Origin of the sequence: Bordetella sp. BOR01, assembly GCF_019218885.1 — a bacterium.
In the GTDB taxonomy this organism is placed as follows: domain Bacteria; phylum Pseudomonadota; class Gammaproteobacteria; order Burkholderiales; family Burkholderiaceae_B; genus Bordetella_A.
Genome location: NZ_JAHUWT010000002.1, coordinates 77,550 through 102,494, shown reverse-complemented (window position 1 = coordinate 102,494; position 24,945 = coordinate 77,550). Strand labels below are relative to the sequence as shown.

Genomic DNA, 24,945 nt, shown 5'->3' with positions numbered 1-24,945 from the left:
CCGCAAAAGTAGGTTCGAACCGGCTACCAGGCCATGGCCAGGTCGGCCAGGGAACGGGGGCGCACGTCGGCGACGGGTGCCGCCGCGCCGCCCGGGTTGGGCCCGACATCAAGAAAATCGCCCAGCACGTCATCGCGCAGGCGGATGAAGGCGGGGTCGCTGCGGCTGCGCGGGCGCGGCAGGTCGACCTGCACGGTGCGCCGGATGCGGCCCGGATGCGGCGCCATCACCACGACCTGGTCGCCCAGGAAGACGGCCTCGTCCACATCGTGCGTCACCAGCAGCATCGTGATGCCCTCTTTTTGCCAGATGTGCTGCAACTCGATCTGCAGGCGCGAGCGGGTCAATGCGTCCAGCGCGCCGAAAGGCTCGTCCAGCAGCAGCACGCGCGGGCGGTTCACCAGGCCGCGCGCGATCGCCACGCGTTGCGCCATGCCGCCCGAGATCTGGTGCGGATACGATTTCTCGAAACCCTGCAGGCCGACCAGCGCCACGTGCCCGGCAATCAGTTCGCGCTTTTCTGCCGTGGTGAGGGGTGCGTTGCGCAACCCTACGCCGATGTTCTGCTCGACGCTCAACCACGGGAACAGGCGGTGATCCTGGAACACGATGCCGCGCTCCGGGCCCGTGCCGGAGATCGGCTTGCCGTCGAGCAGGATCTGGCCATCGAATTCCGGATCCAGCCCCAGGACCAGGCGCAGCAAGGTCGATTTGCCGCAACCGCTGGCCCCCACGATGCTGACGAACTGGCCGGCCGGCACATTCAGGTCGATGCCCTGCAGCACCTGCAGGACACCGCCATCACCCTGCGTGCTGGCGTAGCGCTTGCCGACACCGATGATGTCGAGCTCGTTGGATAACAGGCTGGCGGCTGCGGCCCGGCCGGCTTGCGCTTGGGGTTGACTCATGGTTGTTCCTTGTTCATGACGATGGACGCACGCGCCAGCGGCCTATGTGCCGCTCGACGACACGCGCCGAGGCATTCATCAGCCAGCCCACCAGGCCGATGATGAACATGCCGAAGATGACCAGGTCCATGCGGAAATGCTCGCTGCCCTCGATCAAGATATTGCCTACGCCCCGCCCGGCCACCAGCAGATATTCGGCGCCAATGGTGGCCAGCCAGGAATAGATCAGCGCCAGGTAGATGCCGGTGAAAATGGCCGGCAGCGCGGCAGGCAGCACGATCTGTGTCATGGTCTGCCACTGGGTATAGCGGTACACGCGGCCGACTTCCAGCAGGCTTTGCGGCACGTTGCGTATGCCATCGCAGGTATTGACCACGACCGGCACCAGCGCGGCCAGCGACAGGAACACCACCTTGGCCACATCGCCCAGCCCGAACCACACCGAGATCAGCGGGATCCAGGCAAACAGCGACACTTGCTTGAAGGTGTTGAAACTGGGGCCGACCAGGCGGTCGAACAAGGGCAGGAAACCCAGCAGCGCGCCCAGCACCAGGCCCGCCGTGGTACCGATGACGAAGCCGGTCAGCTCGCGGGCCAGGCTGGCGCCCAGCGCCAGCCATACCTGCCCGCTGGCGAACTGGTCTACCGCGGTTTGCCACACCTTGGCCGGCGGCACCAGCAATGCGGAATTCACCAGGTGCAGCGACGTGACGGCCCACCACAGGGCAATCGCGGCCAACGGCAAGACCAGGCCGCGCCATCGGCCGGACAATCGGACGCGCGACGGCGCAAGCGATTCGGCGGCGGCTGTACTGTCGCCACGCAGCGCGGCGACGGCCGAAACAGGCGTGTTCATAGGCTGGCTCCCAGGCCCGCGGACGGACGGCTGCCGATCAACTTGATCTCGAGCAGGTTCAGCCCCCGGTCGATCAGGTAGCCGATAGCGCCCACGACGATCACCGCGGCCATGACCAGATCCAGCTGGAACAACTGCCTGCCGTAGACGATCATGTAGCCCAGGCCTTCGCTGGAGGCCACCAGTTCGACCACCACCAGCGACAGCCATGCCTTGGTGAAACCCAGCCGCAGCCCGGTAAATAGCGTGGGGGTGGCCAGGGGCAGCACCACTTCCAGCACTTCCTGGCGGCGCGTGTAGCCATACACCTGCGCCACCTCGCGGTAGGCCGCCGGTATCTGCCGAAAGCCCTGCAAGGTGTTCAGCGTGACCGGTACCAGCGCAGCCTTGGCGATCAGGATGTACTTCAGCGGCTCGCCTATGCCCACGATCAGCAGCACGAACGGCAGCCAGCCCAGCACCGGGATCTGCACCAGCGCGTTGAACGTGGGCAGCAGGTAGGCTTCCAGCCGGCGCGACAGGCCCATGGCGCAGCCCAGCAAAAGCCCCAGCGTGGCGCCGGCCAGGAAGCCCAGCAGCACGCGCCGCATGCTGGCCTCGACGTTGATCCACAGTTCGCCGTTGCGAGCCGTGTCGGCCAGCGTCTGCACCACCCATCCGGGCGGCGGCAATACCTGCGGCGAGATCCAGCCCTGGCTGGCGCCCGTCTGCCATAGCGCCAGCAAGCCCAGCGGCAGCAGCCATGGCAAGAGACCATTGCTCAAGGGGTTGCGCAGCAGGCGCTGCCGCCAACCCACGGCGGTATTTCCCGTGGTGCCATAGGGAATCAGCGTGGTGGTTTGCGTCATGGCGGCTCCTGCCTAGCTTCCCACGATGGCGGGCGGATCGCCAGGCGCCTTGCCGCTGGCATCGAAGTAAGTCCAGCGGCTTTCCAGCCCCTGCGACTTGAGCGATTGCCGCAGGAAGCTGGGATCGAACCAGTCGTCCACCGACACCTCGCGCCGGATCAGTTTCAGCTTCAGGGCGTCGCTGACCACGGCCTGGTAGCGCCCGATGATGAACTCGTCGATCAAGGGCGAATTGCGCACGGCAAGATCCTGCCCTTCGAACTCGGCCACGTACGATTGGTATGGCGTGCCGCTGCGCGCCCACAGCTTGAACAGCTCATCGCGGTTCTTCTCGTCCGAGGCCCAGTCGGCGGCGCGGACGAACACATCCACGATACGCTGCACCGCCTCGGGATACTGGGACGCGAACTCGTCCCTGACATGCAGGTGCGCCTGGCGGGTGAATGAAGGGTCGCCGCCCTGTGTAGAGAACGCAACGCGGGCCAGGCCCTGGTCGCGCAGCTTGAAGAATTCCGATCCGCCGAACGAGGCATCGATGCCGCGCGAGGCCAGCGCCGCCTGCGCGCTGCCGCTGTCCAGGTTGATACCCTTGATATCGCGTTCGGACAGGCCGTGCGCGGCCAGCAGGTTGACGGCCACCAAGTGTCCGTTGGTGCCGCGGAAGATCGATACCCGCTTGTCCTTCAGGGCCTCGATGGAATTTATGCTCGAGTCGGGCGGGGTGACCACATAAAGATTGTTGCGCGCCCCGCTGATGAGCAAGATGCGCGTCTTCAAGCCGTTGGATCGGCCCACCGTCGAGGGCAGGTCGCCGTGGTAGGCAAAATCGATCTGTTTGTTCGAGATGGCCTCGTTGACGGCCGGCCCCGCACCCTTGAAGAACAGCCACTCGATCCTGGTGCCCGTGTTCTTGAAGGTATCTTCCACCCAGCCATTAAGCCGTGCCACCGAGCCGGGCGACCCGCCCCAGGTGATGGGGTCTCCGCCGCCCGCGGTGGCGACGGCAATGCGCAGTGTGTCGGGGGTGGCGGCCAGCGCCGTGCGCGGGACATACGCGGCCGCCACCGTGGCCGCCGCGCCTGCGAGCAGGCGGCGGCGTGTGATTCCATGCCGATTCATGACTTGTGCTTCCTTTGTGCGATGCTTATTTGGACGGGGCCAGCTTGCGCTCGACGGCCGTGCCGGCAAAGAAGTCCGGGTTGGCTTCCGTGTAGAAGCGGTAGGGATTGCTGAATACCCAGGACTTGAAATCGGCGGCACTGATGACGCCCTGCTCGACCAGGTCCCAGCTTTCGGCCAGCGGTTCGGTCAGGTCGGGCACGTCCCAGTGCCCGATGTCGGACGACCAGATGGCGTTGACCTTGACGCCCAGCGGGTTCAGCTTGTCGTTGAATGCCGCCGACACCGTGCGGTCGTCCGACTCCGAACCGAAGTAGAAGTTGTCGACCCATCGGCTCTTGATGTCTTCGGGCGCCTCGATACCGGCCAGGGCGAAATCGTCGATCTCGTCCTCATTGGGTTCGCGGCTGTGCGGCAAGGCGGATATGCCCAGCGTATCGCGCAACAAGGTAGACCGGTCGACCGGGCGGCCCTGGGTGACATCCTTGCCGTAGCGCTCGTACAGTTCTTCCAGCAGGTCCAGGTCGGCATGCGCGGGGTTGTAGTTCTGGACCGCATCGCGGTTGCGCTTGTCCCAGCGATCCAGCAAATGCGTGAACACGTGCGCGCCCCAATCTGCGCCACCTTCCAGCAAGGCCACGCGCAGCCCCGGGAAGCGCCGGGTAACGCCACCGAAGAACAGCGCCTTGGCAAACGCCTGCGACCCATCGGCGAAATGGCCGATGTGGTTGTACATGTAGTTGCTGATCGAATGGCGGCCAGTCCAGCCCTGGCTGCCGTAGTGCGTGGTGACCGGCACGCCCAGCTCGACCACCTTGGCCCAGAACGGGTCGTAGTCGTGCTCGCTGTCGATGCCGTAGAAGTCGATGTAGGCCGCATGCTTGGCCAGCTCGGGATGCTCGGCGGCGGGATACTTGTCGGCGATCGCCCGGATCGGCCGGCGCACGCCGCCCGCGATGTTGATCACCTTCAAGCCCAGCGTCTTGACGGCGAACTCCAGCTCTTCGATACCCTCTTGCGGCGTGTGCAGCGGAATGCCCGCCACCGGCGTCAGCCGGTCGCTGTATTTGCGGTATTGATCCGCATGGAAATGGTTGATGGCCCGATGCAGCGCCTGCCGATGTTCCTGGCCCGCGCCCAGCGGCGCCAGCACGTCGTTCGGGAACAGCACCGAGTAGTCGGCACCCTGCTCGGCCAGGCGCTCGCTGAGCAATTCGGGCAGCGTGTAGGTGGCCAGGTCCAGTGTGTTGCGCGTGACGCGCGCCCACCACGGCGAGCGCAGCGTGCGATGGTAGCGCCGCTCTTCCTGGGTTTGCTGGTACCAGTCCCTGCCGTTGCTGCGCGTGTTGAAGCGCGACCCCAGCGCCTTGCGCAATGCATCGACCAACTTGCCGCCGCCGTATTGCTGGACGTAGTCTTCCAGCAACGGGGTGTAGTCGTTGACATGCACATCGGTGTCAATGACGGGGAAATCCAGGCCCGCCTTGACGGCAACCGAGCGGGACGCGTGAGCGGTAACGAGACGATCGTTCATAAGATTCTCCGTAGGGCTGGCGGCGCTTTTTCCGCCCGGTCTGCGTGGCGGCATCGGCGATGCATTTCCGCTCAGAGCTTGAAAATCTACGAGAGAACCGAAGAGACTTGAACGACGTATTTTGTCTTTCTATATGGAAACCGATCCGCATTTCCATATGCGGTTCGTGTCGGGCACGGGCGGGAAAGTGATGGGTATGCCGGCCTGCCGTGGGTAGCGACGGCGCCGACCGATTTGGCACATATTTTCAAAATACTGGCTTTGGCATATGTATGCGCAATATTGGCAATTGCCAATATTTTGCTCAGCCGCCCGTCGGTGCTTCAGTTGCGCCGCCCCGCTTCAATACATGTTGCGCTTGTAGTCCTGCTGCAACCCTTTGCGCATCAGCCCGGGAATGGACACCATGGCGCGCGAGATCGCGGCGCCCAGGCCGCGCGTCTTGTTCAGCCTGACGTGCGCGGCGAAGATCTCGGCCGGGTCGATGTCGGCCGGCGGCACGGGCGAAAGCCATGGCCGCGAGCGCGCCAGCGCGGCGCTTTCGCGCAACACCAGCACTGGCGCTGCCAGGCTGGTGACCAGTTTCGGCGTCTTGTCCTGCACCATGAATGCCCGCCGCTGCGCCGGGTCGGCGCTGATCTGCGCGCGGCCTTGCGCCGCCGCCACCCGAGTGCAGCCGGGCACGATCAACAAGGCGGCCGCATCGGGCCGCTGCAAGATATTGCGCAGGCTGTCGGTGCGCCGATTGCCAGGCCGGTCGGCATAGCGGATGCCGTCGCCATAAGCCTGCACCAGACTGCCGGCCGGATCGCCCTTGGGGCTCAGGTCGGTATGCAGCGCGGCATCGGCCGTGGCCAGGGCCATGAAACGGCAAGCCTGCAGAAAAGCCGCGGCGTCTTGCGGATCGGCGCCCGGATCGGGCCGCCAGAAATCGGAACGCAGCAGCGCCTTCGCACAATGCGCATAGCATTCCTGCACGTTGATCAGGATGTCGGCAGTGGACGTGTCCGCCACCACGCCATTGATGCGCAGGGTCTCGCCCAGGCCGGGTATCAGGAACAACAGTCCGGCACCGCGCCCGGCTTGCGCGTGCTGCGGATCATCCAGGGCCGCGCGTGGCACGCGCAGTTGCCCGGGCTCGGGGGCCGATGCAAAGCCTGGCGCGCCACCAACCAGGGTGGCAGCCACTTGGTGCGCATCGCTGAAACCGGCAAACGCCAGCGGCGAGGCCGCCAGCCATCGCTGGGCATGGACATCCAGATGGTCGATGACTTTCAGGTTGACCGCGTCTGGACGCGTGCCGACCTGGGCCTCCAGGGCCTCGACTGTATGAATCACGCCGTCCATGCACGCCTCCGGGCCCAATGATCGGCCATTTTATAAATGAGAACTATTTATGTCTACACTTTTTGTTGTTCTGCGCGGGCCGTGCCTCGATTGAGTACGATGGACGCTCACGCCAGACAGTGCCCAAAACGGAGCCCCGCCATGCCCCCAGCCCCCGCCGACGCCTGCGCGGCCTTCCGCGCCCTGCACGAACAAGATTGCTTCATCCTGCCCAACCCCTGGGACGTAGGCAGCGCCCGGTTCCTGCAAAGCCTGGGATTCAAGGCCTTGGCCACCACCAGTTCCGGTATGGCGTGGTCGCAAGGCCAGCGCGATGGCGCGGCCACGCTGGAATCGGTGCTGGCGCACCTGCGCACGATGGTGGCCGCCACCGACCTGCCGCTGAACGCCGACTTCGAGAACGGCTACGCGGCCGATGCCGACGGCGTGGCGCGCAACGTGCGCCTGGCGGTGGACACCGGCATCGCCGGCCTGTCGATCGAGGATTCCACCGGCAACCCGGCCGATCCGCTGTTCCCCATCGACGTCGCGGTCACCCGCCTGCAGGCCGCGCGGCGCGCCATCGATGCGGCCGGCACGGGCGCGCTGCTGGTGGGCCGCGCCGAGAACTTCATCGTGGGCCGGCCCGACCTGGACGACGCTATCGCCCGCCTGCAAGCCTACGCCGAAGCCGGCGCCGACTGCCTGTATGCGCCCGGCATTCGTACGCGCGAACAGATCGCCGCGGTAGTGGCGGCCGTGGCCCCCAAGCCGGTGAACCTGCTGGTGGGCTCGGCCAGCGAGCTCAACCTGCAAGATATCGCCGCGCTGGGGGTGCGCCGCATCAGCGTGGGTGGGGCCCTGGCGCGCGCAGCCTGGGCCGGCTTCATGCAAGCCGCACAAGCCGTGGCGCAGGGACGCTTCGATACTGCGTTTGCCCAGGCGGCCACCGGCAGCCAGCTAAACACGTTGTTCGCGCCGCGCCCTTGATGAAACCGCGGCCGGAAATCGACGGCAAGAATGCGAGTGCGGCAGGCTTGCGCAGTGCCTAGACTGGGTACCTGTAATGCCAGGCGGCCGATGCCGCCCCGTACTCAAAGGAACCTGATCATGTCATACGCATACAAGACCGTCGACTCGCCCGTGGGCCAGTTGAAACTGGTGGCCAGGCAATCAAAGCTGGCCGCCATTCTTTGGGAAAACGACAAGCCCAATCGCGTACGCCTGGGCCCCATGCAAGAAGACCCGCACCACCCGGTGCTGCGGGAAGCCGAACGCCAGTTGGCCGAATATTTTTCCGGCGAGCGCAACCGCTTCGATCTGCCCCTGGACTTCAATGGCACCGAATTCCAGAAGCAAGTCTGGACCGCGCTGCTGACGATTCCGTATGGCCAGACACGCAGCTACCGTGACATCGCCATGCAGATCGGCCGCGACAAGGCTGTACGCGCGGTGGGCGCCGCCAATGGGCGCAACCCGATTTCCATCGTGGCCCCCTGCCATCGCGTGGTGGGCGCATCGGGCGATCTGACGGGCTTCGCTGGCGGACTGCGCGCCAAGGCCCTGCTGCTTGCCTTGGAAAGCGGCCGGGACAAGCAGGCCGCATGAGCGCAAGCAACGGCGTCATCATCGGTGCGGACGGTCTTGCGCGGCCGCCATGGGCCGCGCAAGACCCGCTGCTGCGCCACTACTACGATACCGAGTGGGGCATGCCGGTACGCGACGAACAAGGCTTGTTCGAACGGCTAAGCCTGGAGTGCTTTCAGTCGGGGCTGTCATGGGCCACCATTTTGCGCAAGCGCCAGGCATTTCGCGCAGCGTTTCGCCAGTTCGCACCGGACATGGTGGCGGCGTTCACGGCGGCCGATATCGAGCACCTGCTGGCCGACAGCGGCATCGTGCGCAACCGCGCCAAGATCCTGGCCACCATCAACAACGCGGCCGCCACGATCGCGCTGCGGCGCGACGGCGGGCTGGCGGATTTCATCTGGTCGTTCCAGCCGGCAGCCACGCCGGCGCCACGCACCATCGTGGAAATTCCCACGGTATCCGAGGCATCCACGGCGCTCAGCAAGGCACTGCGCCAGCGCGGCTTCTCGTTCGTGGGCCCCACCACCATGCATGCGTTAATGGAAGCCACCGGCATCATCGATACGCATCTGGTCGACAGCCACCGCCGCGGCAGCTCGGGCGTATGGCCGCGGCCTTGATTGACGACGCGCCCGGCCAGGACAGCCTTGACGAAGATCCGTCATGATCGCATTGCGGGCCTGCGACAGGCCCAGCAGCGATTCGGCTACGGCCTATTTGCGCTTTTTTACATCCTGTTTGCATGCCGTTCGGACATAATTCCGTATCGTCAGCACCGGATTCGACGCCATGAAGCTCCTTGCCTTCCGCTTTCTTCTGATCGGTGCGCTGAGCGTACTGGCTGCCTGCGCCATGAACGACAAACGCGCCCCCTCGGCCGGCACATCGGCCACCCCCGCAACCGCCGCGCCCGACCTGTCGGCCTACCACTGGGACCTGACCCATGCGCGCGATGCCGGCGGCGCCGCGCAAACGCGCTGGGTGCCGCCCACCACGCGCAACGGCGCGCCGCTGCGCCTGAGCTTCGCCGACAACCGCCTGTCGGTGTCGGGGCTGTGCAACCGCCTGGGTGCCAGCTACGCCATCCAGGGCGACCGCCTGAAAATATCGCAGGTGGTCGGCACCATGATGGCCTGCAGCGAACCCGGCCTGATGCAGTACGAACAGGCTTTCAGCCAGCGACTGCCGCAGGCCGCTTCGTGGCACATCGACCAGGGGCAAGACGGCCCCACGCTGACGCTGGGCTTTGCCGACGGCGCGCAATGGACGCTGGCGGGTACGCCTACCGACCAGACCCGCTTCGGCTCGGCCGGGCAAACCATCTTCCTGGAAGTGGCGGCGCAACGGGTGGCTTGCTCTCATCCGCTGATTCCCGACACGCAGTGCCTGCAAGTTCGCGAGATCCAATACGACGCCAATGGCCTGAAAACCGGCCATGGCGACTGGCAGGCCTTCTACAGCGACATCGAGGGCTATACACACGAGCCCGGCGTGCGCAACGTACTGCGCATCAAGCGCTATGAACGCCAGCAGGTGCCCGCCGATGCCTCGCGCTACGCCTATGTGCTGGACATGGTGGTGGAAAGCGCCCAGGAAGGCCGCTAGGTGTGAAGAGCCAAGGCGTTGTATCCATTCAGGTTGAGCCTGAAGATGGGTACAGCGCGGCCGCTGGGCGTGATCCAGATCTTTCCCGTGATACCGCAACAGCCACTCATGACGAACCGTTCTGTGGAACCGTTCGAGAGCTCGCGATAAATCGGTAGATGCGCTTGATCGCCTCGATCCGGCTATCCGTGAATCTCGGCTTGTTCATACTGCAGGACTCCTCAACGAGAAAATCCTGCTTCTGGTCGCGCCACTTTGCGGGGTTGCCCCGCGAACGAGTCTATTAATATAGATAGTGGCAGTTCGCGCCAAATTTCATTCCTTAAACTCTTATGTCCTCGCCTTTATGCTCATCGCCAATCGCAGCGTATGGACCATGAACTTCTTGACAAATTCCCATCTGATCGACATAGCTCTTTACAAATTTACAATTTAACAACAACTGTATAGGATAAGCTTGCGGCCACGAACGAACTTAACTGAGCAACCTGAACGTTTGATGGGGACACCCACCTCGACTTATGGTGCTACCGTAGAAATAAGTGCCTCAATGCGCCGTGATTTAGAGGTCAAACAACAATGAAAACATTCGCACAACGGGTGCGTGGCGCCAGGATGTGCTGTGGCTGGACACAAAGAGAACTTGCCACGGCCAGCGGCCTCACGCAAAGCACGATCGGAAACTATGAAAGCGGCCAGCGCACCGAGCCTACCGGTGCAGCACTCATCAAGTTGGCCAATGCACTCAAGGTCGACGCTGAATGGCTACGAGAGGGCGCTGCCACTATGGCTGCGCAAAAGCAAAAAGCAACACAAGCGAAGGCGGCCACGCCCAATTTAACCTGGCCTTTTCATGGTGCAAGCCTGGAAGACTATCTGGCACTCTCGCTGGCCGAGAAGAGAATTCTGGATTCCATGGTTGAGACCTTCATCCGCTCACGCCAAGCGCAGCGTTAGGCCCACTTAGCATCAGCAGTAGCGAGCAATGCCAGGGCCTGACCGGCCCTTTTTATCGGCCCTTTCATGCTCAACATAACAACCTAGCCTAAATTTGCGCTTGGGCGACGTAAAAAAATAAACACATATGTGTTCAATTTTTACGGGTTTAGGTTTAAAATATTGTCGAGACAAAGAAAATCGCCCAAACTGCTATTTGAATTAAGCCTCGCGGGCACCGTGCATAAGTTGAAAAGTGGCTGAGGTTGCAATGCTACTGACAATGCATTAATCAAAAACATGTCAAGCAGCCCACCCTCACATACACAACATATGGAACTGAAGAAGCAGCATATTCATGCTCGCCGGTTTGAAAGGGCCGTCTATGAGGCTGCTGACCGCCAAGAGTTGGACGCGGCTCCTCTGCTGGCCGCACTCGAGTCCGCGCGCACGCTTGCATCTGGTGTGGTCTCGATTTTGACCGTCGTCCGTAACCACGGGCTGCCCGAGGGTGAAGACGACGAAGACTCCCGAGCCCTCATCGACAACCTTCAAACCGATGACATGATTTCGCTGTGCATTGAGTCTATGGGCATGCTCTACACACAGATCGAACATCTTGCTGATCAGTTGTCCCTGAAGCACGCGACGAAGTAGCCGTTCTGCGATGAGCGGCTTGCCCTTCACTGTCCTCGTCAGCTGATATCTGCCAGGGGATCGTTGCTCACGAATATGTAGCCCGTGCCCCTGATGCTTCGAATGGGAAGCATCATTCCTTTGGATGCAGCCTTCTTTTTCAGCCTGCTGATATTCACATCAATGCCTCGGGAGATCTGGCCCGTAATGGGATCGTGGATCGCGCCTTGGCTTTCTCGAGTCAGAGGCACATCCGGCTTCTTGAGGAAATGACCGATGATCTGCCTTTCAGACCAGGTCATTTCCAACCTGGCGCCGTTGGGCGCCACCAGCACCCATCCTTTGTCGACCAGATGCCACTGACCGAGAAGCTCTTCCTGAGCAGGGGGTGTCAATGCCGGCCTGGAGTCCGATTGTGCTTGGAATGCTGGCTGCGCCTGGACCTCTGGCCGGGGGCGCTCAGCTTCCATGCGCCGCTTGGAAGCCAGGATCGCTGCCATCAACTCCATCGAACCCGGCGCCGATTCTACGCAAGCGTCCGCCCCAGACAGCATGATGTCGGTTCGGGTCAATCGATCGGGGGCATCTGCAATGACGACGATGCCTGCGCGTCGAAATACTGACCGCAATTTGGCAACGGCAAGATGGATAGTGTGGGGCGTTGCCTGCAAGGCAATCAGTGGGGCAGCGCCCGGGGCAAGCGTGGCGCAGATTGAGGCGATGCTCGTGAAAAACCGGACAGTGAAGCCAAATGCCGTGAGATCGTCGGCATAGAGAGCAGTCGAGTTGTGGCTCAACGCCAGATAAACGACATCCTGATCTACAGCCTTCGCAACGGGACTGCCTGCCGTACCCTGATTGGCTCGATCCATCGACTGCGGGTCGGTTGGTACTACGCCGTCCCAGGAGCCACCCATTGCCGAGGGACGTATTTCATTCGTCGTTACGACTCGCATGGCGGCTTCAATGCCTTTAAACACAATTGTGTTTATTATTTAAACACAACGCAACATCAAGAGACAACAATTGTTATATATCTAACTGATTACTTTGCCTTTTCATGATTCCCGATAAACACAATCGTGCCTATCAGGAAAGGCTGCCATGATTGGCCTTGCTTACTTCCACCATGCATCAGCGCCGATCAACATAGCCCCCACCGGGACAGCAACCGTCTCCTTCAGGCAGAAGGTTGAGGACAGCCACTTTCTCCGTTGCAACTAAACTTCTCTTTTTGAACACATCTGTGTTTATAATTTTAAGAATCAGAACACAATTGTGGTGTCAAAATTAAGATAAAGCATTGTTTTTATTTGATTTTTCTTCGAATTGCTTGACAAGCTATCGGCACAATTTGATAGAAAACGAACGTTCCCATACGCCGAGACAAATTGCGTCAATAGTTACTAATGTTGCCAAATTAATACGAATTCCCGCTATCGCCTTGAGAGCGATCGAAGGTCAATCCACCGACCTTTGGATCGCGCTCGGCACATAGCCACGCGGCACTTCCGCCGCCGCCTGAATCCAGCAATCCCCGCCTGGTGTGTCGTCTTGCGCGACCGGTACGCCCAGGCACCAAAGTTCCGACAACGACAGAAGGTGTGAACTGTGAGAGATTTCAAACGTGAGAAAGGAATGACCAGGACGGTGCTGACGCTGGCCCTGATGGCCGCCTTCAGCCAAGTGCCTGTGGCCATGGCCGATCCTGGCAGCAACGTCGTCATCGATATCCCGGCAGACGGTTCTGGCATGGATATCAACGGTGGCACCCTGACCATCGTCAATGGCGGCGTACTGACGGGTAGCAACGCACAAATTTCGGGGGCCGCAGTAAACCTCGTGACCGTTGAGGCCGGCGGCATCATCGAAATGGACAACGTGATTGCCACCAATAACGTTGACGGCCCGGGCATCAGCGATTCGAAGACGATCTACGCCCGAGGCGAGGACGCCACGGCGATCTTGGGCAATGCTCAGATCGAAATCTCCGCCCATTCGACCAATCCGAACGTCAATTTCACTGGCACCGCCGGTGTAGGCGCCCTGGACGGCGGCACCGTAACGCTCAATGGCGGAACGGTGACCGCCTCGGGTAGCAAGCGCACCTCTGGCCTGGTCGCCATTGATGGTGGCACCATCAACGCCAATGGCACGGAAATCGTCACGAAAGACGGATTTGGCCATGCCGTACGCGCTTTCGCTACGACTGGCCTGGACAAACCCGCCACGGTCAATCTTGACGGGGCCAAAATCAGGACGGAAGGCGACTCGTACTCTGTCGGCGTCCAGGCGGTCAACAAAGGAGCCACGGTAACGGCTGTTGATACCGACATCATCACCGAAGGCCAAAACAGCTTCGGCCTGGAAGCGACCAACGGTGCTGAAATTTCCTTTGCCGGCGGCTCCATCACCACAAGCGGCAATGGCGCTGCAGCCGTACGTGCCTATACCGACGGCTCCGAAGGCCCTGGCTCCATCACGATCGACGGTGCGCAGCTCAAGACCAGCGGCGACCTGGCCTTTGGTGTTATGGCTGGTGACCCGGGTGAACCGACCGCAGGCAAGGTGGTCATCCAGAATTCACTGATCGAAACCACCGGTTCGAATAGTGCCGGTCTGGCAGCGGGCTTTGGCAGCACTGTCTCCAGCACGAATACCGACATCGTGACCACTGGTGCCGGCGCAATGGGCGCCGTGGCCTTCGAGCAAGGCAAGATCGAGATCAATGGCGGCTCGATATCCGTAGGCGCGGATCACACTTATGGCTTGCTCTCCACCGGCGCCGGCTCCGAGATCACGGGCACGAATGTAGCGGTGAGCACCGCTGGCCTGCACGGTTACGGCGCGCGCGCCGAAGACGGTGGCACGATCACCCTGACGGGCGGCTCGATCTCTACCAACAACGAAAAAGGCAAGGGCACCCAGGACGGCGATGGCTCGCGTGGCTACGCCCTTGCTGCGGATGGCGATGGATCGAAGATCAGCACCTCCGACCTGCTGATCGCCACGAAGGGCCAGCGCGCCTATGGTGCTTACGCGACCGGCGGCGCTGAAATCGGCCTGGAAGGCGGTTCGGTTTCCACCGAAGGCTTCATGGCTTACGGCCTGTACGCAAGCGGCGACAATTCGGTCGTCAATGCCAAGGGCGTCGATGTCACGACCTCGGGCAATGCGGGCGACGGCGTCTGGGCCTACAACGGCGGCACCGTCAATCTCGAAGGCGGCACGGTCATCGTCAATGGCGGCCCCAACGGCAATGAACCCGGTGAAACGGCCAATGGCCTCATTGCCGTGGGCGGCATCCACGAGCCCCTGTACGACTTCCACATCACCGCCTCGTCCCCCACCGGCGGTACCATCAATGCCAAGGATGTCACCATCATCACCCGCGGCGCCAGCAGCGCGGGGGTCAAGGTCGGCTCTGTGATCGGCACGGACAATACCTACGGCAATATCAACCTGGAAGGCTCCACCGTCGTTGTTCAAGGCGAGAACGCCCGCGCCGCCGAGGTGAACTATGGCAGCACCTTGAATGCGAAGGGCTCGACCCTGGTGTCCGAAAAGGGCAACGGCATCGTCATCAATGACAGCGGCACGGTTGTGCTGGAATCGACCACCGTTCAAGCGGCCAAGGCGTCGCTCGTCTCGAATCTGGACAATGCTGGCCAGGAACAAACCATCACCGTGGGCGCAGGCTCCAACCTGACCCAGAACAATGGCACCCTGCTGCAAGTCAATCGTAACGACGACGGCATGGATGGCGTGGTCAACCTGACCCTGGGCTCGGGATCCACCTCGCGCGGCGACGTGATTGACCGTGATGGGCTGGACGAAACGGGCAACCGTGCCGGCGGTGGCAAAACCAACTTCATCGTCGCAGATGGCGCAAGCTGGATGGGTCGCCAGGAAGGCCTCAGTGATATCACCGCGGGCGATGGCGCCACCATCATCAACGAAGGCGGCGCCCCGATCGCCGGGAATGTCACGGGTGGCCAGAATTCGACCATCGCCTTCCTCGATGGCGCAACCATTGGTGGCGACTTCGCGGTCGATACCGGCAGCCAGGCCCAATTCAATGGGAACACGTCGATTGCTGGCGGTGTGGCCGCCAATGGTTCCAATGTCGGATTCGCCGGTTCTGCTGCCATCGGCGGCAACCTGTCCGGCGATGCCTCGAAGTTCTCCTTCAGCCAGGCCAATGGCGGCGCCATCGGTGGCGATGTGAGCCTGAGCAATGGTTCGTCGATGCTCGGTGGCTCGATTGCAGCGCCGATCCAGATCGGTGGCAATGTCGTTGTTGCGGGTGGCTCCACCCTGGGTGGCAACCTGAATGTCGCCGGCTCGCTTGACGCCTCGGGCGGCACGCTCAGCCCGGGCAATTCTGTCGGCACCCAGACCTTCGGTTCGATCTCGAACCTGGGCACGGCCTACTTCGCTGAAGTCAACGCCGCAGGCCAATCCGACCTGGTGATCGCCCAAACGGGAGACGTCGACCTGACCGGCACGGCCCTGACCGTTGGCCAGGAAAACGGCAATGGCGGCTTCCGTATCAACCGCGACTACGCCATCCTGCAGACCCAGGCTGGCAACGTCGTCGGTGACTTCGCCAGCGCCGGCCTGGACTCCAGCTTCGACAGCACGCTGGTGGGCCTGGATCCTGTCAAGGTGAATGCCCAGGACGTCAAGGTAAGCCTCTCCGTTGACGCGGCCAAAGTGGCTGCCAAGAAGGAGACACTGTCCTCGAACCAGAGCAACACGCTGGACGGCGTGGTCTCGGTTGCGGGCGCGAACACCGCGGCTGATGCAGCCCTTACCTCTGGCAATGTCGAAGACTCGCTGAACCAGCTCTCGGGTGAAATCCACGCCAGCACCCAGTCGGCCCTGCTGTACTCGGGCGTCCAGGTGCGTGAGGCGCTTTCGAATCGCCTGCGGGGCGGCCTGACCACCCAAGAAACGTTCCCGCTGTGGGCGCAAGTTGCCGGCGGCGAGTTCACGCTGGATGGCGACGGCAATTCCGCCAAGGCCAGGACGACCTCGGGTGGCCTCTTCATCGGTGGTGATACCGAGATCGGCCAGGGCTGGCGCCTGGGCGCTGCGTTGGGCTACACGGATAGCACGACCAAGGTAAGGGATCGCGCTTCCTCGAAGTCGGACGTCAACAGCTACACCGCTGCCCTGTACGGCGGCAAGAGCTGGGAACGTTCCAACGGCCAGGTGGACTTCCTGTTGGGCGCGGCCTACACCCATCACGACATCGACACCCGTCGCAACGTGACCGTGGGTGGCAACCAGACCCTGAAGGCCGACTACAACGCCAAGAGCGCCCAGATCTTCACCGAGCTGGGCTATGGCTTCAATGTCGGATCCAACACCCAGGTGGGCCCGTTCCTCGGCCTGGCCTGGCTGAACCTGAAGTCGGATAGCTTCAACGAAAAGGGTGGCGATGCCGCTCTGCATGGCGATTCACGCACCGACAACACCTTCACCACCACCCTGGGCGTACGCGGCAAGACCTTTTTCGAGGTGCGCGGCACCCAAGCCTTCGTGCAGGGTGGCCTGGGCTGGCGCCATGCCAATGGCGACATCGATCCCAGCCGTTCGATGGCCTTCATCGCGGGCGACGGCGCTTCCTTCAGCGTGGCCGGCGCGCCCATCGCCAAGGATGCTGCAGCAGTCAACCTGGGCGTTGGGGTCTCGTTGGGCAAGAACACCACGATGGGCCTGAGCTACAACGGCCAGTTTGGCGACAGCCAGACGGACAACAATGGCTCGCTCTTCCTGAAGGTCGGCTTCTAAGACAGCAGCCCCAAGCCTGGCCAAACCTTGACCGGGCACACGCCCCCGGATCAAAAGTCCGGGGGCGTATTCACGACCAAACCGGCTATTCATCAACCTTCTCTAATCCATGGGAAGTGAGACATGACAAATCAACAAGTGAACTACCTTCTTGAAAATCTGAATACTTCAGTTTCGCGCGCCGCGGAACTCACGGACGATCCCAAGCTCCTGAGATATCTGGGTGCCGTCAAGAAGGTAGGAAAACAGCTTGCCGAGGCATCGCTGGGCGCCAAGCCAGTAACGCCTGCCGCCGTCAGGATTGACAGCGTGGCAACGCCGACAAACAACCCCTGCCCCCAAGATTGAGCGGGCGGCTCCGCGCGAGTTGATTCCCGTCATGGGCCTGGCCGGCGCGCAAGGTGAAGATCGGCATTGATATACAACCCCATCTCCCGCGCCATGTCCTATCCCGTCCTGCTGACCCTGCACCTGTTCGCCGCGGTAGCGTTTGCCGGCACCGTATTCTTCGAGGTCGTCATGCTCGAGGGCGTGCGCAGGCACGTGCCGCGCGAAGCCATGCGCATCATGGAATCCGCCATCGGCACGCGGGCACGCCGCGTGGTGCCCTGGATCTTGCTGGTGCTGTATGGCGCCGGCCTGGGCCTGGCCTGGCAGCACCGCGCCGCGCTGGCGCAGCCGCTGGCCAGCGGTTTCGGGCTGCTGCTGGGGCTGAAGATCGTGCTGGCGGCCAGCGTGTTCGGCCACTTTCTGACGGCCATGGCCTTGCAGCGCCGGGGCCGGCTGAACGCGCGCAACTCACGCCGCATCCACATCAGCGTGTTCGGCCACGTGGTGCTGATCTTGCTGCTGGCCAAGGCCATGTTCTATCTGCATTGGTAGCGGGCGGGCACGACGCCCGCCCCGCCACCCGCGCCGCCTACTGGCCGGCGTTCGGAAAGAACAGTTGCTGGCCATTGACCTTGTAGGCGGCAATGGCGTCCTGGCCGGCCTTCGCAGTAACCCAGTCCACGAACTGCTGCGCCTGCTTGGCCTTCACGTGCGGATACTTGGCCGGGTTCACCACCATGACACCGTATTGGTTGAACAGGCGCTTGTCGCCTTCCACCAGCACTTTCAGGTCGCCGGGATTCTTGAAGCTGAGCCACGTGCCGCGATCGGACAGCACATAGGCATTCATCGACGACGCCATGTTCAGAGCCGGCCCCATGCCGCAGCCACAGGCTTTATAGCCCTTGCCCTGGTCATCGACACCGGCGGCCTTCCAGAATCGCAGTTCGGCCGCGTGCGTGCCGCTTTTATCGCCGCGCGACACAAAGGGCGCATCGGCTTTTGCCAGCTCGGCCAATGCCTGCACGATGTCCTGCCCCTTCACGCCGGCCGGATCGGAAGCCGGACCGATCAGCACGAAGTCGTTGTACATGACGGGATAGCGCTTGGTGGCATAGCCCTCGGCCACGAATTTTTCTTCGGCCACCTGGTCGTGCACGAACAGCACGTCGGCATCGCCGCGGCGGGCCATGTCCAGTGCCTGGCCGGTACCCTGTGCCACCACTTTGATGTCGATGCCGCTGGCCTGCTTGAAAGCGGGCAGCAGGTGCGAGAACAAGCCCGACTGCTCGGTGGACGTGGTCGAGGCCATGACGATGGTTTCGGCGCCCGCCACCGGCACGGCCAGGGTCGCGGCCATCAGCAATGCCGGTGCGGCGCTGCGGCGCAATAGCATGGATAGGTTCATAGTATGCGTTCTCCTTTGACGAACAGGCTGGCCGCTTCGGGCAGCGGACCGTAGAAAAAATCGTCGACCGGCAGGTCGGCCACGACACAGCCGCGTTCCAGGTAGACCACGCGCCGTGCCAGCCGCTTGACCTGCCCCAGGTTATGGCTGCTGAACACCATGGCGGGAGCCCGGCCGGCGCCGGCTTGCACGAAGCCTTGCATCATCTGCTCGACCTCGCGCTTGGCGTGCGGATCCAGGCTGGCGGTGGGTTCGTCCAGCAGCAACACCTCGGGGGCCAGCGCCCAGGCACGAACCATGGCCAGCCGCTGTTGCTGGCCGCCGGACAAGGTCTTGGCATTGCGCGCGGCCAGGTCCGCCATGCCGGCGTCCAGCAGCGCCTGCTGCGCCTGGGTGCGGGCCTGGCGCCAGCGCACGCCGCGCAGCCACAGCCCCAATGCCACATTGTTCAGCGCCGAGGTCCGCAGCATGTACGGATGCTGGAACAGCATCGCCTGGCGCCGGCGCGCCGCACAGTGGGCCTGGCCCCGCGTCGGCTGCACCAGGCAATGCAACAACCGCAGCAGCGTGCTTTTGCCGCTGCCATTGGCGCCCACCAGCGCCACGCATTCGCCCGCCTGTATGGTCAGCGACACACCGCGCAGCGCCCGCACGGCGCCGTAATCGACATCGACGTCGCGCAAATCGAACAACGGCCCGGGCGCGTCGCCCGCCGCTCGACGCTCGGTAGCGCCCGCCATGATCGACCCGGTCTCGCAGGCAGCCAGCTTCATGGCAGGGCTCCGGCATGGCCGAACAGCCCCGGCACCCCGGCGTCGCGGCGCTCGCGCCAGCGCCGTACGATGGCGGCCAGTATGTTCAGCAGCAGCACCACCAACAACAGCAGCAGGCCCAGCGCCAATGCCAAGGGCAGATCGCCCTTGCTGGTTTCCAGGGCGATGGCGGTGGTCATGACCCGCGTAAAGCCTTCGATATTGCCGCCCACCACCATCACCGCCCCAACCTCGGAAATGGCCCGGCCGAATGCGGTGATGACGATGGTCAGCAAGGTGAAGCGCTCGTCCCAGACCAGCAGCAGGCTGCGCACCAGCGTACGGGCGCGCAAGGAGCGCAATTGCTCGCCATGGTGACGCTCGGCGTCTTCGACGGTCTGGCGCACCAGCGCCGTGACGACCGGGGTGACCAGCACCGCTTGCGCCAGCACCATGGCCTGGAACGAAAACAGCCAGCCCAGGAAGCCCAGCGGGCCGGAATGCGACAACAGCAGGTACACGGCCAGGCCTACCACCACGGACGGCAAGGCCAACGAGGTATTCAGCAGGGTCAGCACGATGCCGCGCCCGCGGAAACGCGCCACCGCCAGCCATGAGCCGGCGACCATGCCCAGGCTACAGGCCAGCAGGCAGGCACAGGCACTGACAGCCAGCGAACGCAGCACGATGGACAACAGCACCGGATCGGCCGCGACGATCAACCGCAGTGCAGTCATCACGCTTTCGGACAGAGTATTCATTATTGGCCCACGCGAGACTGCACTGAGGGTAGCCCAGCAGTATCATCGGAACCATATGAAATAGATTTCATAGGGCGGCCCCGACGGCCCTGGCGCCGGCATTTGGTGCATACTCGCGAACGTGCATCGTATCGACCTTACCTATCAGTTGGGCGGCGCTGAAACCGCCCCCGCCAACATCGGCAATGCGCTGATGGACCTGCTGTTCGCCGTACGGCAGCATGGATCGATCTCGGCCGCCGCCAAGGCGCTGGGCCTGTCGTACCGGCATGTCTGGGGCGAACTGAAACGGTGGGAACAAACCCTGGGCCGCACCTTGATCGTCTGGGACAAGGGCCAGCCGGCGCGATTGAACGAGTTCGGTGAAAAGCTGCTGTGGGCCGAACGCCAGGCCCAGGCCCGGCTGGCGCCGCAGATCAACGCCCTGCGCGCCGACCTTGAACGCGCCTTCGCCATGGCGTTCGACGACGCCGCGCATGTCGTGCCGCTGTACGCCAGCCATGACGACGCGCTGGGCGCGCTGCGCGAACACGCGGTGGCCAGCGCCAAGCTGTACCTGGATATCCGCTACACCGGCAGCGTGGATGCGATCCGCGGGTTGAACGAAGGGCGCTGCGTGATTGCCGGCTTCCATACCCGCCAGGACCCGGTGCCCGGCTCGCTGACCGAGCGCATCTACAAGCCGCTGCTCAAGCCCGGGCTGCACAAGATCATCGGCTTTGCGCAACGCAGCCAGGGCCTGATCGTGGCGCGCGGCAACCCGCTGGCCCTGGCCACGCTGCAAGACCTGCGCCGGCCCGGCGTGCGCTACGTGAACCGTGCGCTGGGCACGGGCACGCGCGTGCTGTTCGACGAACTGCTGGAACAGGCGGGGCTGCCGGCTTCGGCGATTGCCGGCTATGCGCGCACCGAACCATCGCACGCCGCCGTGGCCCATGCCGTTGCGGCCGGCAGCGCCGATGCCGGGCTGGGCATCGAACCGGCGGCCCACGACCACCACCTGGACTTCGTTCCCCTGGTGCACGAAAACTATTTTCTGGTGTGCCTGAAATCGACGCTGGACCTGCCCTCGACCCAGGCGCTGCTGGCCATCTTGCGCAGTTCGCCGTGGCAGGCAGCGCTGTCGCGCATGCCCGGCTACGCGCCGGCGCAAAGCGGCCAGGTGCTGTCGATGCGGCGGGTGTTGCCGTGGTGGAGCTTTCCCGCCAGGAAGGCGCGCGGCTAGGACGAAACGCCACGGGCCGCGTCGGCCGGCGGGCGCACGGCCAGTTCGGGCTGCAGGGCCAGCCGCTCGGGCGCCGTATAGCAGACAAAATGCCGGTTCACGGCGCGGCCGATGGCGCATAGCCCCAGGCCGCGGGCGATCTCGTAGCCCATCTGGGTCATGCCGCTGCGCGACACGACGATGGGCACACCCATCTGGGCCGACTTCATGATCATTTCGCTGGTCAGCCGGCCGGTGGTGTAGAAGATCTTGTCGGCACCGCCCTGTTCGGCCGGGGGCTGCAGCCACATCCAGCCTGCCAGCGTGTCGATGGCGTTGTGGCGACCGACGTCTTCCACGAACATCAGCATGGTTTCACCGCGGAACAGCGCGCAACCATGCACCGAGCCCGCCGATTTGTAGGTGGTTTCCTGTACCCGGATGGCATTGAGCAGGCCGTACAACTGGGCCTGCGTCACGCGGGCCTGCGGCGCCAGGCGGATATGGTCCAGTTCTTCCATCAGGCCGCCGAACACGCTGCCCTGCCCGCATCCGGTGGTTACCACGCGCTGGGCCGTGCGCGCTTCGATATCGTCAATACCGTCGCGGGTAACGACCGAGGCCGCGTTGACTTCCCAGTCGACCATGATCGACTGCACATCGCCCACGTCGCGGATCAGGCGCTGATTGCGCAGGTAGCCCAGCACCAGCAATTCCGGCATGGCCCCCAGCGTCATCAGGGTGACCAGCTCGCGCCGGTCGACGTAGATAGTCAGCGGCCGCTCGGCCGGAATCGACACGGTCTCGGCCGTGCCGTGCTCGTTGACGACCGTGACTTCGCGCGTAAGCGGAGCGCGAGCCTGGGTCAGGCGCGGCAGAGACAAGCTGGAAGCGGTCACTTGGCGGGCTTCTTGTCGGCTTCGGGCTGCGCCGAGCTGGGGGGCTGGCTGGCGGTCTCGGCAGGCGAGTGCGCGCCTGAGTCCTCGCGCGACTGGTCGGCGACGGGCGCATACGCGAATGGGCCGGGATCCTGGCATTCCGGCGTGGGGATCGGCGGCGCCGGCGTGCGGCCCGCGGCCCTGGCGCTTTCGAAGAAAGCGGCGGCGACCCGGTCCTGGACGCTGCATAGCTGGAAGGCGGCAACCTGGGCCGTCCAGGCGGTCTTGGCCTTGGCTTCGGCCGCCTTGGCCTGGGCGGCGGCATCGGGTTCGGGCAGCGCGGCGTGGGCGCCGGCGGCAAACAAGGCCAACGACAGGATGGCAAGAATCTTCATGGCGTGCTCCTTCGGTGCGCGGGTCAGGCGCCAGCCGGACGCGTGCCGCGCCCTTTTGCCGCCTTGTCGGGCGTACGCTGGGCGGGAATCTTGCCCGACTTGATGTCGTCGTACCACACGTCGTGGTGCTCGCGCGCCCAGGCCTCGTCGACATAGCCGGTCTTCATGGCTTTGAAGGCACCTTTCATGCCGATGGTGCCCAGGTAGATGTGCCCCATCAGCATGCACATCATCAAGATGACCGACACGGCGTGGATCATGTGGGCAATCTGCATGTTGCCACGGGTGTAGACCATGGCGCCCGGGATCACGCGATCGAGGAACAGCCCCGACGCCACGGCGATCAGGCCCAGCAGCAGCATGCCGACCCAGAACATGATTTTTTCGCCGGCATTGAAACGGCCGGAAGACACATGCGTGACGCGCAGCAGCCCGCCGCCCTTGCGCAGCCAATCCAGGTCGTAGCGCTTGAACAGATTGTCTTTGGCGAAAGTGATCAATATCACCGCCAGCGATACGGCGAAAACCGGGCCCACGAAGTTGTGGACGGTCTTGAGCACCCAGGTCAGCCAGCCGAAGATGGCACTGCCCACCAGGGGCAGCAAGAAGAACTTGCCAAAGGCCATCACAATGCCCGATAGGGCCAAAATGACGAAAGCCGTGGCATTGACCCAATGGGCCGCGCGCTCGAAATAGGTGAAGCGCTCGATCTTGCGCCCGGTCTCGGCGCCATGGACCTTGATGGCCCCCTTGGCCAGATAGAACAGCGCGATGGCCACCAGCACGATCAGCAACAAGCCGCCGCCATAGGGAATGAGCCAATGGTTGCGCACTTGGCGCCAGGCTTCGCCGGCCGTGGTGTACGCGGACCCCGGATACTGCACGAAGCGCTGGATCAGGATGCCGGCCTCGGGCGCCTGGCTGGCCGGCAGGCTGGTAAAGCCCGGCTCGCCGGAATTGACCTGGCGCCACATCGGCGCGTTGTTGCCCGGCTGGACCTTGGCGCGCTGCGCATTGGTCTGCTCTGCGTAGCCGGGCTGTTCGTTGGCATCCGGCCGGACTTCGAAAATATTGGCGTCCTTGATGCCGCCCAGGCCGCCGTCGGCCGGCGCGGTATTCTGCGCCGCCACCGGCACCGACATCAAGATGCCAACCAAGAGTGCCGCGAAGAATGACCGTACCATGGCTGCCTCCGGCCTATATCCGGGTGTAATCGTTTTGCCCGCGCTGGGTGCGCACGTTAAGCTGGCGCACCCAACTGGCCCTGTCGCCCTGCGTCCAGCCGGGCGCAACGAAATTGCTGCCCGTGCCCATATACGCGGGCGTGCCGGTGTCGCGGCCGGAATGCAATTCTTGCGAGGGCTCGGAACAAGCCGTCAGGCCCAGCACCAGTACCGCCGCGAAGACGATGCGCGCGATCATGATTTTTCCTTCGTGTCGGCCGGTTTCTGGGGCGGCTGCCCGGCTTGCTGCGACCCGTAGGCCGTGCCCCAGCCCCACACTTCGGCGCCCTTGCCGCGATGTGCCACCCGCGTGCGAAAGATGTCGGCCACCACATCGCCGTCGCCGGCCAAGAGCGCCTTGGTCGAGCACATCTCGGCACAGGCCGGCAGCTTGCCTTCAGCCAGCCGGTTGCGGCCGTATTTTTCAAACTCGGCGGCACTGCCGTGTTCTTCCGGGCCGCCGGCACAGAACGTGCACTTGTCCATTTTGCCGCGCACGCCGAACGTACCCTGCGACGGGAACTGCGGCGCGCCGAACGGACAGGCATACGAGCAATAACCGCAGCCGATACAGGTGTCTTTGTTGTGCAGCACCACGCCTTCGTCGGTGCGGTAGAAACAGTTCACCGGACAGACCGCCATGCAGGGAGCATCGCTGCAGTGCATACAGGCCACCGAGATGGATCGTTCGCCCGGTACGCCATCGTTCAGCGTGACGACGCGGCGACGATTCACCCCCCAGGGAATCTCGTGTTCGTTCTTGCAGGCGGTGACACAGCTATTGCACTCGATACAGCGCTCTGCATCACAAACGAATTTCATTCTTGCCATGGTGAT

24 protein-coding genes and 1 pseudogene are annotated in these 24,945 nt (G+C 63.4%); 10 read left to right on the top strand and 15 right to left on the bottom strand.

The annotated features are described in order from the left end of the window. Nucleotides 1-23 precede the first annotated feature (23 nt). From KW845_RS08285 to KW845_RS08260, 6 genes are all read right to left on the bottom strand, one after another. The gene (locus tag KW845_RS08285; RefSeq protein ID WP_218368759.1) at nucleotides 24-908 is read right to left on the bottom strand and encodes an ABC transporter ATP-binding protein; all 885 of its coding nucleotides are present in this window, start codon (nucleotides 906-908) and stop codon (nucleotides 24-26) included. 13 nt (nucleotides 909-921) lie between these two features. Continuing rightward, entirely contained in the window at nucleotides 922-1,764 is an 843-nt protein-coding gene (locus tag KW845_RS08280; RefSeq protein WP_218368758.1) for an ABC transporter permease, read from the bottom strand. Beyond that, entirely contained in the window at nucleotides 1,761-2,612 is an 852-nt protein-coding gene (locus KW845_RS08275; protein ID WP_218368757.1) for an ABC transporter permease, read from the bottom strand. Before KW845_RS08275 ends, KW845_RS08280 begins: the two co-directional genes overlap by 4 nt. A gap of 12 nt (nucleotides 2,613-2,624) precedes the next feature. Beyond that, nucleotides 2,625-3,731 (bottom strand): ABC transporter substrate-binding protein, encoded by a 1,107-nt coding sequence (locus KW845_RS08270; RefSeq protein WP_218368756.1) that lies wholly within the window; start codon nucleotides 3,729-3,731, stop codon nucleotides 2,625-2,627. Nucleotides 3,732-3,756: 25 nt separating this feature from the next. After that, nucleotides 3,757-5,265, bottom strand: coding sequence for an amidohydrolase family protein (locus KW845_RS08265; RefSeq protein WP_218368755.1), 1,509 nt, complete (start codon nucleotides 5,263-5,265; stop codon nucleotides 3,757-3,759). Between the two features lie 342 nt (nucleotides 5,266-5,607). Continuing rightward, entirely contained in the window at nucleotides 5,608-6,612 is a 1,005-nt protein-coding gene (locus tag KW845_RS08260) for a pyridoxamine 5'-phosphate oxidase family protein (RefSeq protein ID WP_218368754.1), read from the bottom strand. A gap of 141 nt (nucleotides 6,613-6,753) precedes the next feature. Between KW845_RS08260 and KW845_RS08255 the strand changes: the two genes are divergently transcribed. From KW845_RS08255 to KW845_RS08230, 6 genes and pseudogenes are all read left to right on the top strand, one after another. Then, on the top strand, nucleotides 6,754-7,581 hold the full coding sequence (locus tag KW845_RS08255; protein ID WP_218368753.1) for an oxaloacetate decarboxylase: 828 nt from the start codon (nucleotides 6,754-6,756) through the stop codon (nucleotides 7,579-7,581). Nucleotides 7,582-7,701: 120 nt separating this feature from the next. Then, nucleotides 7,702-8,181, top strand: a pseudogene (locus tag KW845_RS08250) (methylated-DNA--[protein]-cysteine S-methyltransferase); the annotation flags it as partial. Nucleotides 8,182-8,195: 14 nt separating this feature from the next. Then, nucleotides 8,196-8,801 (top strand): DNA-3-methyladenine glycosylase I, encoded by a 606-nt coding sequence (locus KW845_RS08245; RefSeq protein ID WP_218368751.1) that lies wholly within the window; start codon nucleotides 8,196-8,198, stop codon nucleotides 8,799-8,801. Between the two features lie 169 nt (nucleotides 8,802-8,970). Next, nucleotides 8,971-9,786 carry an META and DUF4377 domain-containing protein gene (locus tag KW845_RS08240; protein WP_218368750.1) on the top strand — a complete coding sequence of 272 codons (816 nt, stop codon included), beginning with the start codon at nucleotides 8,971-8,973 and terminating at the stop codon, nucleotides 9,784-9,786. A gap of 579 nt (nucleotides 9,787-10,365) precedes the next feature. After that, entirely contained in the window at nucleotides 10,366-10,743 is a 378-nt protein-coding gene (locus KW845_RS08235; protein ID WP_218368749.1) for a helix-turn-helix domain-containing protein, read from the top strand. 312 nt (nucleotides 10,744-11,055) lie between these two features. Continuing rightward, on the top strand, nucleotides 11,056-11,379 hold the full coding sequence (locus tag KW845_RS08230) for a hypothetical protein (protein WP_218368748.1): 324 nt from the start codon (nucleotides 11,056-11,058) through the stop codon (nucleotides 11,377-11,379). A 38-nt stretch (nucleotides 11,380-11,417) separates the two neighbouring features. On the opposite strand, the gene KW845_RS08225 is transcribed toward KW845_RS08230, so the two are convergent. Next, nucleotides 11,418-12,314 (bottom strand): hypothetical protein, encoded by an 897-nt coding sequence (locus KW845_RS08225; protein WP_218368747.1) that lies wholly within the window; start codon nucleotides 12,312-12,314, stop codon nucleotides 11,418-11,420. Between the two features lie 682 nt (nucleotides 12,315-12,996). Here KW845_RS08225 and KW845_RS08220 point away from each other — a divergent pair. From KW845_RS08220 to KW845_RS08210, 3 genes are all read left to right on the top strand, one after another. After that, on the top strand, nucleotides 12,997-17,157 hold the full coding sequence (locus tag KW845_RS08220) for an autotransporter domain-containing protein (protein ID WP_218368746.1): 4,161 nt from the start codon (nucleotides 12,997-12,999) through the stop codon (nucleotides 17,155-17,157). Nucleotides 17,158-17,280: 123 nt separating this feature from the next. Continuing rightward, nucleotides 17,281-17,505, top strand: a complete 225-nt coding sequence (locus tag KW845_RS08215) for a hypothetical protein (protein ID WP_218368745.1) — start codon at nucleotides 17,281-17,283, stop codon at nucleotides 17,503-17,505. A gap of 93 nt (nucleotides 17,506-17,598) precedes the next feature. Beyond that, entirely contained in the window at nucleotides 17,599-18,039 is a 441-nt protein-coding gene (locus KW845_RS08210; protein ID WP_218368744.1) for a CopD family copper resistance protein, read from the top strand. Between the two features lie 37 nt (nucleotides 18,040-18,076). Here the strand turns inward: KW845_RS08210 and KW845_RS08205 are convergent, their stop codons facing one another. From KW845_RS08205 to KW845_RS08195, 3 genes are read right to left on the bottom strand one after another with little or no spacing between them, the layout of a single operon-like run. Beyond that, complete coding sequence (locus KW845_RS08205) at nucleotides 18,077-18,895, bottom strand: extracellular solute-binding protein (RefSeq protein WP_218368743.1); 819 nt, start codon at nucleotides 18,893-18,895, stop codon at nucleotides 18,077-18,079. After that, nucleotides 18,892-19,635, bottom strand: a complete 744-nt coding sequence (locus KW845_RS08200; RefSeq protein ID WP_218369960.1) for a phosphate ABC transporter ATP-binding protein — start codon at nucleotides 19,633-19,635, stop codon at nucleotides 18,892-18,894. The genes KW845_RS08205 and KW845_RS08200 overlap by 4 nt, the downstream gene beginning before the upstream one ends. A 29-nt stretch (nucleotides 19,636-19,664) precedes the next feature. Next, the gene (locus KW845_RS08195) at nucleotides 19,665-20,408 is read right to left on the bottom strand and encodes an ABC transporter permease (RefSeq protein ID WP_218368742.1); all 744 of its coding nucleotides are present in this window, start codon (nucleotides 20,406-20,408) and stop codon (nucleotides 19,665-19,667) included. Nucleotides 20,409-20,529: 121 nt separating this feature from the next. On the opposite strand from KW845_RS08195, the gene KW845_RS08190 reads away from it, so the two are divergent. Then, nucleotides 20,530-21,633 (top strand): substrate-binding domain-containing protein, encoded by a 1,104-nt coding sequence (locus tag KW845_RS08190; RefSeq protein WP_218368741.1) that lies wholly within the window; start codon nucleotides 20,530-20,532, stop codon nucleotides 21,631-21,633. Here KW845_RS08190 and KW845_RS08185 read toward each other — a convergent pair. From KW845_RS08185 to fdh3B, 5 genes are read right to left on the bottom strand one after another with little or no spacing between them, the layout of a single operon-like run. Next, nucleotides 21,630-22,511, bottom strand: coding sequence for a formate dehydrogenase accessory sulfurtransferase FdhD (locus tag KW845_RS08185; protein ID WP_218368740.1), 882 nt, complete (start codon nucleotides 22,509-22,511; stop codon nucleotides 21,630-21,632). The two genes, KW845_RS08190 and KW845_RS08185, sit on opposite strands and share 4 nt — an antisense overlap. Further along, a complete protein-coding gene (locus KW845_RS08180) occupies nucleotides 22,508-22,885 on the bottom strand; it encodes a hypothetical protein (protein WP_218368739.1) in 378 nt (125 codons plus the stop codon). The genes KW845_RS08185 and KW845_RS08180 overlap by 4 nt, the downstream gene beginning before the upstream one ends. A 23-nt stretch (nucleotides 22,886-22,908) precedes the next feature. After that, nucleotides 22,909-24,069, bottom strand: coding sequence for a formate dehydrogenase subunit gamma (locus tag KW845_RS08175; RefSeq protein WP_218368738.1), 1,161 nt, complete (start codon nucleotides 24,067-24,069; stop codon nucleotides 22,909-22,911). Between the two features lie 13 nt (nucleotides 24,070-24,082). Continuing rightward, complete coding sequence (locus tag KW845_RS08170) at nucleotides 24,083-24,307, bottom strand: hypothetical protein (protein ID WP_218368737.1); 225 nt, start codon at nucleotides 24,305-24,307, stop codon at nucleotides 24,083-24,085. Then, on the bottom strand, nucleotides 24,304-24,939 hold the full coding sequence (gene fdh3B / locus KW845_RS08165; protein ID WP_218368736.1) for a formate dehydrogenase FDH3 subunit beta: 636 nt from the start codon (nucleotides 24,937-24,939) through the stop codon (nucleotides 24,304-24,306). Before fdh3B ends, KW845_RS08170 begins: the two co-directional genes overlap by 4 nt. Nucleotides 24,940-24,945 lie beyond the last annotated feature (6 nt).

What these genes read in the sequence shown, in the direction of transcription:
- KW845_RS08285 (WP_218368759.1), bottom strand. Translation starts at nt 908, where the DNA reads ATGAGTCAACCCCAAGCGCAAGCCGGCCGGGCCGCAGCCGCCAGCCTG.
- KW845_RS08280 (WP_218368758.1), bottom strand. Translation starts at nt 1,764, where the DNA reads ATGAACACGCCTGTTTCGGCCGTCGCCGCGCTGCGTGGCGACAGTACA.
- KW845_RS08275 (WP_218368757.1), bottom strand. Translation starts at nt 2,612, where the DNA reads ATGACGCAAACCACCACGCTGATTCCCTATGGCACCACGGGAAATACC.
- KW845_RS08270 (WP_218368756.1), bottom strand. Translation starts at nt 3,731, where the DNA reads ATGAATCGGCATGGAATCACACGCCGCCGCCTGCTCGCAGGCGCGGCG.
- KW845_RS08265 (WP_218368755.1), bottom strand. Translation starts at nt 5,265, where the DNA reads ATGAACGATCGTCTCGTTACCGCTCACGCGTCCCGCTCGGTTGCCGTC.
- KW845_RS08260 (WP_218368754.1), bottom strand. Translation starts at nt 6,612, where the DNA reads ATGGACGGCGTGATTCATACAGTCGAGGCCCTGGAGGCCCAGGTCGGC.
- KW845_RS08255 (WP_218368753.1), top strand. Translation starts at nt 6,754, where the DNA reads ATGCCCCCAGCCCCCGCCGACGCCTGCGCGGCCTTCCGCGCCCTGCAC.
- KW845_RS08245 (WP_218368751.1), top strand. Translation starts at nt 8,196, where the DNA reads ATGAGCGCAAGCAACGGCGTCATCATCGGTGCGGACGGTCTTGCGCGG.
- KW845_RS08240 (WP_218368750.1), top strand. Translation starts at nt 8,971, where the DNA reads ATGAAGCTCCTTGCCTTCCGCTTTCTTCTGATCGGTGCGCTGAGCGTA.
- KW845_RS08235 (WP_218368749.1), top strand. Translation starts at nt 10,366, where the DNA reads ATGAAAACATTCGCACAACGGGTGCGTGGCGCCAGGATGTGCTGTGGC.
- KW845_RS08230 (WP_218368748.1), top strand. Translation starts at nt 11,056, where the DNA reads ATGGAACTGAAGAAGCAGCATATTCATGCTCGCCGGTTTGAAAGGGCC.
- KW845_RS08225 (WP_218368747.1), bottom strand. Translation starts at nt 12,314, where the DNA reads ATGCGAGTCGTAACGACGAATGAAATACGTCCCTCGGCAATGGGTGGC.
- KW845_RS08220 (WP_218368746.1), top strand. Translation starts at nt 12,997, where the DNA reads ATGACCAGGACGGTGCTGACGCTGGCCCTGATGGCCGCCTTCAGCCAA.
- KW845_RS08215 (WP_218368745.1), top strand. Translation starts at nt 17,281, where the DNA reads ATGACAAATCAACAAGTGAACTACCTTCTTGAAAATCTGAATACTTCA.
- KW845_RS08210 (WP_218368744.1), top strand. Translation starts at nt 17,599, where the DNA reads ATGTCCTATCCCGTCCTGCTGACCCTGCACCTGTTCGCCGCGGTAGCG.
- KW845_RS08205 (WP_218368743.1), bottom strand. Translation starts at nt 18,895, where the DNA reads ATGAACCTATCCATGCTATTGCGCCGCAGCGCCGCACCGGCATTGCTG.
- KW845_RS08200 (WP_218369960.1), bottom strand. Translation starts at nt 19,635, where the DNA reads ATGGCGGGCGCTACCGAGCGTCGAGCGGCGGGCGACGCGCCCGGGCCG.
- KW845_RS08195 (WP_218368742.1), bottom strand. Translation starts at nt 20,408, where the DNA reads ATGAATACTCTGTCCGAAAGCGTGATGACTGCACTGCGGTTGATCGTC.
- KW845_RS08180 (WP_218368739.1), bottom strand. Translation starts at nt 22,885, where the DNA reads ATGAAGATTCTTGCCATCCTGTCGTTGGCCTTGTTTGCCGCCGGCGCC.
- KW845_RS08175 (WP_218368738.1), bottom strand. Translation starts at nt 24,069, where the DNA reads ATGGTACGGTCATTCTTCGCGGCACTCTTGGTTGGCATCTTGATGTCG.
- KW845_RS08170 (WP_218368737.1), bottom strand. Translation starts at nt 24,307, where the DNA reads ATGATCGCGCGCATCGTCTTCGCGGCGGTACTGGTGCTGGGCCTGACG.
- fdh3B (WP_218368736.1), bottom strand. Translation starts at nt 24,939, where the DNA reads ATGGCAAGAATGAAATTCGTTTGTGATGCAGAGCGCTGTATCGAGTGC.